Source organism: Actinomyces sp. MRS3W (genome assembly GCF_032465695.1).
Taxonomy (GTDB): Bacteria; Actinomycetota; Actinomycetes; order Actinomycetales; family Actinomycetaceae; genus Actinomyces.
Genome location: NZ_JAWDJJ010000184.1, coordinates 1 through 7,217 on the forward strand (window position 1 = coordinate 1; position 7,217 = coordinate 7,217).

Genomic DNA, 7,217 nt, shown 5'->3' on the forward strand with positions numbered 1-7,217 from the left:
GGTTGCGCGCAGCTCGGCCAGGTCGGCGGTGCTGCCGGTGGCAGTCGCATCGGCGCCGTCCCCGTCCAGCCGGTCCACCCGCGGCTGCTGGGACTCGTGCAGGCCCCGGGCCGCAAGCTCGGCCAGGGCGTAGCGTCCGGGGGCCGGCAGATCCGCCATCAGCGCGGAGTACCCGTGGCTGGTGGGCCATGACAGGGTCAGGCAGGTGTTGACCCCGCCGGGCAGTTCGACGGCGGCGGTGGCCTGGGCGTGCTCCACGAGCGGGGCCAGGGCCAGTACCTCAAGCGTCTTGGCGTCCAGTAGCGCGTCATCACGAGTCAGTGGACCGGCGCCGTTGGTCCCCCGTGCCAGGAGGCCGTCCAGGTCGAGCAGCCCGCCGTCGCCGTCCGCAACATCGAGCAGCACCGTGCCGATGGGCGTGGCCGGCGCTGGCGGGGCGGGTGACTGCGAGCCGGAGTGGTGCTCCCCGCCGCGCCCCCGCAGCCAGGCCAGGGCGGCGGCGATGAGCGCCGCTACCCCGGCCAGCACGCCGCCGAAAATTGCCAGAGCCCGCCGCCGGGGTACGGGGGCGCTCATGTCAGCTCGGTGGCGGGTACGAAGGTGTATCCCTGGGCACGGATGCCCTCGACGATCTGCTGCAGCATGGAGACATCAAGGTAGGGGTGGAAGAAGAAGCTGGCCGTCGCATGCGTGCCCACGAGGTTAATCCTAGCGTTATCGACGATGTCGGCGGGCAGCCTCGGCGGATGCTGGTTGTAGCTCTCCAGCTCCACGTTGCCCAGGTTCTCCGGCAGGATGTGCGTCCCGTAGGGATCATTGACGGCGTAGGGGAAGAACTGGCCGTAATAGTCGTGGGCTCCCCCGGCTTGCCCCGTGAGCAGTCCGGCGTGGAGCAGCTCCCGCTCATAGCGCACCGAGTAAACGGTGTTGATGCCGGCGTAGGCCGACGCTGTGGCAGCGTAGTGCGGCGTCTCGAAGACCGTGGGAATCTCCAGCCCGGCCTGGGCGAAACTCGCCCGGCCCAGCCATACCCGTTGCGCCGCCCAGGTGGCGCCGGTGCCGAAGAGGTCGCCGCCGATCTGCACCCAGGTGTCGTTGGTGCAGCTCACGGCCGGGTCACTGGTGGTGTTGGTCTGCGTGCACCAGGAGCGAATGAACTCAAAGTCATCGCTGGACACCCCGTTATAGGGGTTGGCCTGGGCTCCGAACTGGTGGGTGGTGCCGTGTTGAATGAGCGTACCGCCGTGTTGTGTCGCGTACTGGAGGGTTGCAACCAGCTCGGGATTGTCGGCAAGGGTAGAGGTGACCGGTACGCCATCGTTGTAGACGCCGTTGGGGTCGGTGTACACCGGGACAACGGCGATCTGGAAGGGAACGTCGGCACCGACCAGGTAGTCGACGAGGGTGCGCAATTCTTCGCCTGAGACGTCGGGGCTGACGTCCTCAATGCGCACGGCCGCCTGGCGAATGGTCTGTGCCGTGGGATCGAGGGTATCCAGGACGATGTCGGCGGCGGCGAGGTACCGGTCGGTTTCGGATATGTAGGACAACGGCACCTCACCGATATAGGTGAGATTGCCCGAACGGACCGCCCACGGGTAGGTGGAGCCGGTGGTCTGGGCGACGGTGGAACAGGCGACCGCCGTTCCTGCCGTATCGCTGCACCGGGCGTCCCCCAGCACGGTGACCGCATTCGGGTCGGTGATGTGGGGTGCGAGGATGCCTCCCTCGTTGAGGGCGTTGCGCGTGAGATCCTGCCCGTTGTAGGTCACGGTCGTCACGCGATCGGCGGAGTCAATGTAGGAGGTGGCGGCGTCCCAGCCGTAACGGGTCGCGAAAGCAGCGCGGTCCTCCTCGGTGGCAACCAGCTGCCAAATGTTGAATCCCGACCACAAGACGGGCACGTCGCCGGTGAGGACGTCGTCGATGAAAGCGCGGGGAAGCGGCTCATCGTAGGTGGACCCGTTGTAGATGACGGCGGTGAAGGCGCCCGCGAGCCCGGCCGTGTAGTCCGCGACGGGCAGCGCCGTCACAGTCCCGCTGTGGGAGGCAAGCAGGCCCATGCCCAGTGCGTAGTACTCGCCCAGGTGCGCGTAGGGGCCGGTGGTGTCATACAGAACGAGGGTGCGCGCCGAGCCCGCCTGCTCGGTGGAGAAGCTCCGGGCGGAAGCAGGCAGCGCAGGGGCGTCCGTGGCCAGGTCGCGCACGGTGTCGAGGGCTGGGTCCGGCTCAACCGCCACGGCCAGTTCGTCGGCGCTGGCTTGCCCGGAGGCCACCAGGGGCAGCGTCCGGGAAGCGGCAGCAGCAGGCTCCGGGGGTGCCGTCAGGGCAGTGTCCTCCGTCGTAGTGTCCAGGCGGGTCACCGGTGCGGTGGGCTGCTCGTATCCGGTGGCAGGCGCGGCGGGCAGGAACCCGGATAGCACGAGCGTGATGGCCGCGGCGGCCGTGCCTGCGGCACCGACGCGACAACGGTTCAGGGATGATGAGGACATCGAGGTCTCCTTGTTGACAGGGTGGGATTCAGGGGCGTGACGGGGACGGATTGAAGTCGGTCAGACGCTGGCCGACGCCGAGAAGCTCGGCTATGGCGGCGACGATGCGCTCGCTGGCGTGGCCGTCTCCGTAGGGGTTGATGGCGCCGGCCATCCGGGCGTATGCGTCGTCGTCGTCGAGCAGGCGGCTGGTCCACGTCACCAGGCTCTCCTCATTGGTTCCGACCAACCGTGCGACACCGAAGTCCACCGCCTCGGGTCGCTCAGTGTTCTCGCGCATGACGAGCACCGGCTTGGACAGGGCCGGCGCCTCCTCCTGGACGCCTCCGGAATCGGTGACCACCAGGTGGGCGCGGTGCATGAGCGCGCAGAACTGCGCATACTCCAGGGGCTCGGTGATCACCACGTTGTCCAGCCCCGCAATATGGGGCAGGAGCGCATCGCGCACGGTGGGATTGCGGTGAGCGGGCAGCACGACGACGACGTCGGGGTGGGTGCGCGCCACCCGGGCCAGGGCCCTACCGATCGCCATCATCGGCTGGCCCCAGGATTCGCGGCGGTGGGCGGTCACGAGCAGGACGCGGCGGGAGGGGTCCTTCGCAATACGGTCCAGTGTCGGGTCGGTCAGCGATACGGGACGGCTTACGGTCTCGAGCAGGGCATCAATGACGGTGTTACCGGTCACCACGACACGGCTAGGGTCGGTGCCCTCGTGCAGCAGGTTGTCGCGCGAGCGGCGGGTGGGGCACAGGTGCAGCGCCGTGATCTGGGCGAGCAGCCGACGATTGGCTTCCTCGGGGTAGGGCGAGTCGATGGAGCCGGTACGCAGCCCGGCCTCAACGTGCGCGACCGGCACTCGGTGGTAGAAGCCGGCCAGCCCCGCGGCGAAAGCGGAGGTGGTGTCGCCCTGTACCACGAGCAGGTCAGGAGCGTGCGTCTCAATGGCGTCTTCCACCCCCTCGAGGGTGCCGACCGTGATCTGGGTGAGGGTCTGGCCGGCGCGATGAATGTCGAGGTCAACGTCCGGGGTAATGCCGAAGAAGTCGTTCACTTGGTCGAGCATCTCGCGGTGCTGCCCGGTGACCACATTGACCGTGTCGAAACGGCCGTCACGTTGCAGATGCTGCAGGACGGGTGCCATTTTGATCGCCTCGGGCCGCGTGCCGTATACCAGCATGATGCGCGGCCGGGTCGGGGCTGTGGCAGGGGCGTGAATCGTCACGGAATCTCCTCAGGGATGAGTGGAACAGGGCGGTCAGGGTTCAGTTCGGGGTAAGGCTGACATCGACGACGGCGTCCTCGCAGTAGGCGGCAACGGCTCCTTGCAGGTAGGGCTCGGCGGTGTCGGTGACGGAGACCAGAGGTTCTCCGTCGACGGCAATATCGACGGTCATCTGCTCACCGATGGTGCTGACCGTGAGCGTCACGTTGTGGGCGGTGCCGACGGCGAAGGTCGGTTCGGTCCCCGAAGCCAGGAACTGTTGCGCCCCGGCTGAATCCGGATCCTGCTTGGAGACTTCCCATCCGTTGGGTTTGAGCACCAGGGCGTAGAAGTGGTCCGGGTCCTGGAAACTCCACAGCAGCCAGGCGACCTCCCAGGGGTTGGGGGCGTCCCCGGTGCGCAACTGGCTGCGGGTCGTGACGGTGGCAGAGATGACGGTGGTATCGCCTTCGGGGATGGTCACGGTCCGGGAGGTGGCCAGACCCGCATGGGTCTGACTGGCGTCGGTCGCCGGGGCCGGGCTGAGCGTGACGGTGCTGCCGACGCATGTGGCCGAGCCATAGCCGTCGAATACCGTCGCCCAGGCGCAACCCGGGGTGGGCGTTTGTTCCTCATTGCGGTCCTGGTGGTGAGCGGGCGGTGTCTCCTGCGTGGTCGAGCGGACAACGTGGTAGGCGGCCACCGTGCCGGCTGCCAAGGCCGCGAGCGCCACAACCAGCGCCACAGCAAGACCCCGGGGGACGCGGCGCCGGGCGCGCACCGGCCCAGTCACAGCGGCGCTCCTTGGGGATCAGCTTCCGGTGCTTGCGATCGTCCCGCGGCTTCCCCTTCGCGGGCTGTCTTGGCCCAACCGGAACGGCCGACGATCTCGCGTGCCAGTGCCCGCCACCCATAGATGCCGGCGAGTAGGCCATAGAGCACAAAGACGTGGCACCACAGCAGGCAGTGGATGGGCCCGGAACCCTCGACTCGGACCGCCCGCCAGTAGATCAAGGCGTAAAGGTAAGACGGGCCGAAGGCAAGGAGGTAGGCGCCTGGAACCCACGCCCAGGTTTGGGGCACATCGCAGATGAGACGGATCATGCAGACGGCCAGGATGAGCGCGAAGGACATGGTCAGCAGCGAGCCGGCAAGCAACAGATAGGGGCTGAGGACCTGCCAAAGGGTGTCGGCTCGGGCGCGTCCGCGCATATCCCGGGTGATGGCGCCGAGCAGGCGACGCGCCTGGAGGTTGCCCTGGAACCAACGGGTGCGCTGGCGTACGAGCCGCCGCAGAGAGGTCACGCCCTCCTGATGCACGGCGGCCTCGCCCCGATATTCGTTGGTCCAGCGGGTGGCATTGAGCCGGATGCCCAGGTCGAAGTCCTCGGTCAGGGAATCGGTCCAGGGGCACTCCCCCAGCGCGTTGAGGGCGGAAAGCCGAGCGAATTGGGCGTTGCCGCCCATGCCGACGCTGCCCAGACGACGGCGCCCATTCTGGAAGATGGCGGTAAACGTGACGAACTCAATGTCCTGCATGCGGGCGAGCAGTGCGGCAGAACGATTGGCGATGCGTACCCCGAGCTGCACGGCGCCCACGTCGGCGGAGCGGAAGGCATCGCGAACGGTGTCCCAGGCGGTGGGGTCGAGGTGCCCATCGGCGTCGACGACGCCGACGATGACGCGATCGGGATTGAGGCCGGCGTATCTGCGCCGCACCGCACCAAGGGCGTCGTTGAGGGCCGCGCCCTTGCCCTGCCGGGCGTGGGGCGGATGACGCCGCAGCAGGCTCACCCTCTCGTCGGCGATGGCGCGCACGATCTGGCTGGTGGCGTCATCCGAACCGTCGTCGATGACAAGCACCGACACATGCGGGTCGTTGACCGACAAGAGTCTGCGCACCGAGGCGCCGATGACGGTCTCCTCGTTGAGGCAGGGCATGAGCACCACAATATGAAGCGGTTCTGCGGCGGTATCCGCGGCATCCCCGACGGCGGCTTGCCGATGCTGGTGGCGCAGTGAGCGTCGTGCGGCCAGGGCCAGGGCGACGAGGTAAGTCAGGGCCACGACGACCATCGCGATGGCGCCGCTCCAACCAATGCAGTCCAGGCTCCTCAGCAGAGCGAAAGTGGAAGAGTTCGCGGACATGACTCAGCATCACGCAGTCAGGTCGTGCGTAGTTCCGGGGGCTACGGCCGGCGGCGTCTCCCGCGCCCGGGCACCGCACCGGACGCGCACCGCCCCGTAGGCGTTGAGCGCCACGAAGAGTGCGGCGAGGAGGAGGAAGCCCAGGCCTGCCAGGTCCAGCAGCAGGCGGGCGAGCAGCACGAGTATGTCAACTCCGGTCGGGGTCTGTTCAGGGCTGAGAAGACCGGAACCGGCGATAGAGATCAGGGTGTGGTACATGGCACTATCAGGGGTGTCAGGGGGAAGGCGCAGTCCGGCAGGGGCCACTTTTGTGACCCGTTTGAACCGGCTGAGCGTCGGCAACTAGGTTAGCAACTCGTCGAACGCGCGGAAATATGGAAACGGCACCTCAAAGTGACGAGTTTGCCACAACGTGTTGGCGGCGGTTGACTCACTGCTGACGTGCGCGCGCAGCCTCGCCGTGAGCGGGAAGGTTCTCGGACTCGGCGAGCACCGTCAACGGCGCGGTCATGGCCTCCAACGCGGCAGCGTTGTAGTTGATGAGCTGGACGGGTTTGAGGTAGGCCATGACGTTGAGGCCGGCGGCGAAGCGGGCGGTGCCGCCGGTGGGCAGCACGTGGTTGGAGCCGGCCAGGTAGTCGCCCAGCGGCACCGGCGAGTAGGGGCCGATGAAGATGGCGCCCGCGTTGCGGATGCGGCGGGCCACAGCGGGAGCGTCAGCGGTCTGGATCTCGAGGTGCTCGGCGGCGTAGGCGTCGGCGACGGCGATCGCCTGGTCCAGGTCCCGCACCAGCACGATGCCGGACTGCCTGCCGGTCAGTGCGGTGCGGGCGCGCTCGCGGTGGCGAGTCGCGTCCAGACGGCGGGCCAGGGCGGCGTCGACGGCGTCGGCCAGGTGGCACGAATCGGTGATGAGGACGGATCCGGCGTGGGGATCGTGCTCGGCCTGGGACAGCAGGTCGGCCGCCACGTACTCGGGATGAGCGGTGGCGTCGGCGAGAATGGCAATCTCGGTCGGGCCGGCCTCGGCATCGATGCCGACGATTCCGCGCACCGCGCGTTTGGCGGCGGCCACATACACGTTGCCGGGCCCGGTTACGACGTCGACCCGCTCGCACAGCGTGCGCCCGTCACCGCCACCGTCTCGGGAGTCGGCCCGGTCGGTGTCGTTCTCAGCGGCGGCACCGTAGGCGAACATGGCGATGGCCTGGGCGCCGCCGACCGCGTAGACCTCGGTGATGCCCAGGAGGGCGCAGGCAGCCAGCACGGTTGGGTGCGGCAGGCCGCCGTATTCCGGCTGCGGCGGGGAGGCCAGGGCGATCTGGTCCACCCCGGCGACCTGGGCGGCAACCGCGTTCATCACCACCGAGCTGGGG

6 protein-coding genes and 1 pseudogene are annotated in these 7,217 nt (G+C 68.2%); all 7 read right to left on the minus strand.

Annotation, left to right across the window (positions count from 1 at the left end):
• Nucleotides 1-576 (minus strand): annotated as a pseudogene (locus RWX45_RS06765) (hypothetical protein); the annotation flags it as partial.
• Nucleotides 573-2,492 carry a polysaccharide deacetylase family protein gene (locus RWX45_RS06770; protein WP_316022981.1) on the minus strand — a complete coding sequence of 640 codons (1,920 nt, stop codon included), beginning with the start codon at nt 2,490-2,492 and terminating at the stop codon, nt 573-575. The gene RWX45_RS06770 and the pseudogene RWX45_RS06765, both read right to left, overlap by 4 nt.
• A gap of 28 nt (nt 2,493-2,520) precedes the next feature.
• Nucleotides 2,521-3,669, minus strand: a complete 1,149-nt coding sequence (wecB, locus tag RWX45_RS06775; RefSeq protein WP_316022986.1) for a non-hydrolyzing UDP-N-acetylglucosamine 2-epimerase — start codon at nt 3,667-3,669, stop codon at nt 2,521-2,523.
• An 85-nt stretch (nt 3,670-3,754) separates the two neighbouring features.
• Nucleotides 3,755-4,486 carry a hypothetical protein gene (locus tag RWX45_RS06780; RefSeq protein ID WP_316022982.1) on the minus strand — a complete coding sequence of 244 codons (732 nt, stop codon included), beginning with the start codon at nt 4,484-4,486 and terminating at the stop codon, nt 3,755-3,757.
• Complete coding sequence (locus RWX45_RS06785) at nt 4,483-5,841, minus strand: glycosyltransferase family 2 protein (RefSeq protein WP_316022983.1); 1,359 nt, start codon at nt 5,839-5,841, stop codon at nt 4,483-4,485. Before RWX45_RS06785 ends, RWX45_RS06780 begins: the two co-directional genes overlap by 4 nt.
• 9 nt (nt 5,842-5,850) lie before the next feature.
• Nucleotides 5,851-6,099 carry a hypothetical protein gene (locus RWX45_RS06790; protein WP_316022984.1) on the minus strand — a complete coding sequence of 83 codons (249 nt, stop codon included), beginning with the start codon at nt 6,097-6,099 and terminating at the stop codon, nt 5,851-5,853.
• A gap of 172 nt (nt 6,100-6,271) precedes the next feature.
• The coding region (hisD, locus tag RWX45_RS06795) for a histidinol dehydrogenase (RefSeq protein WP_316022985.1) at nt 6,272-7,217 on the minus strand (946 nt) is incomplete at its 5' end.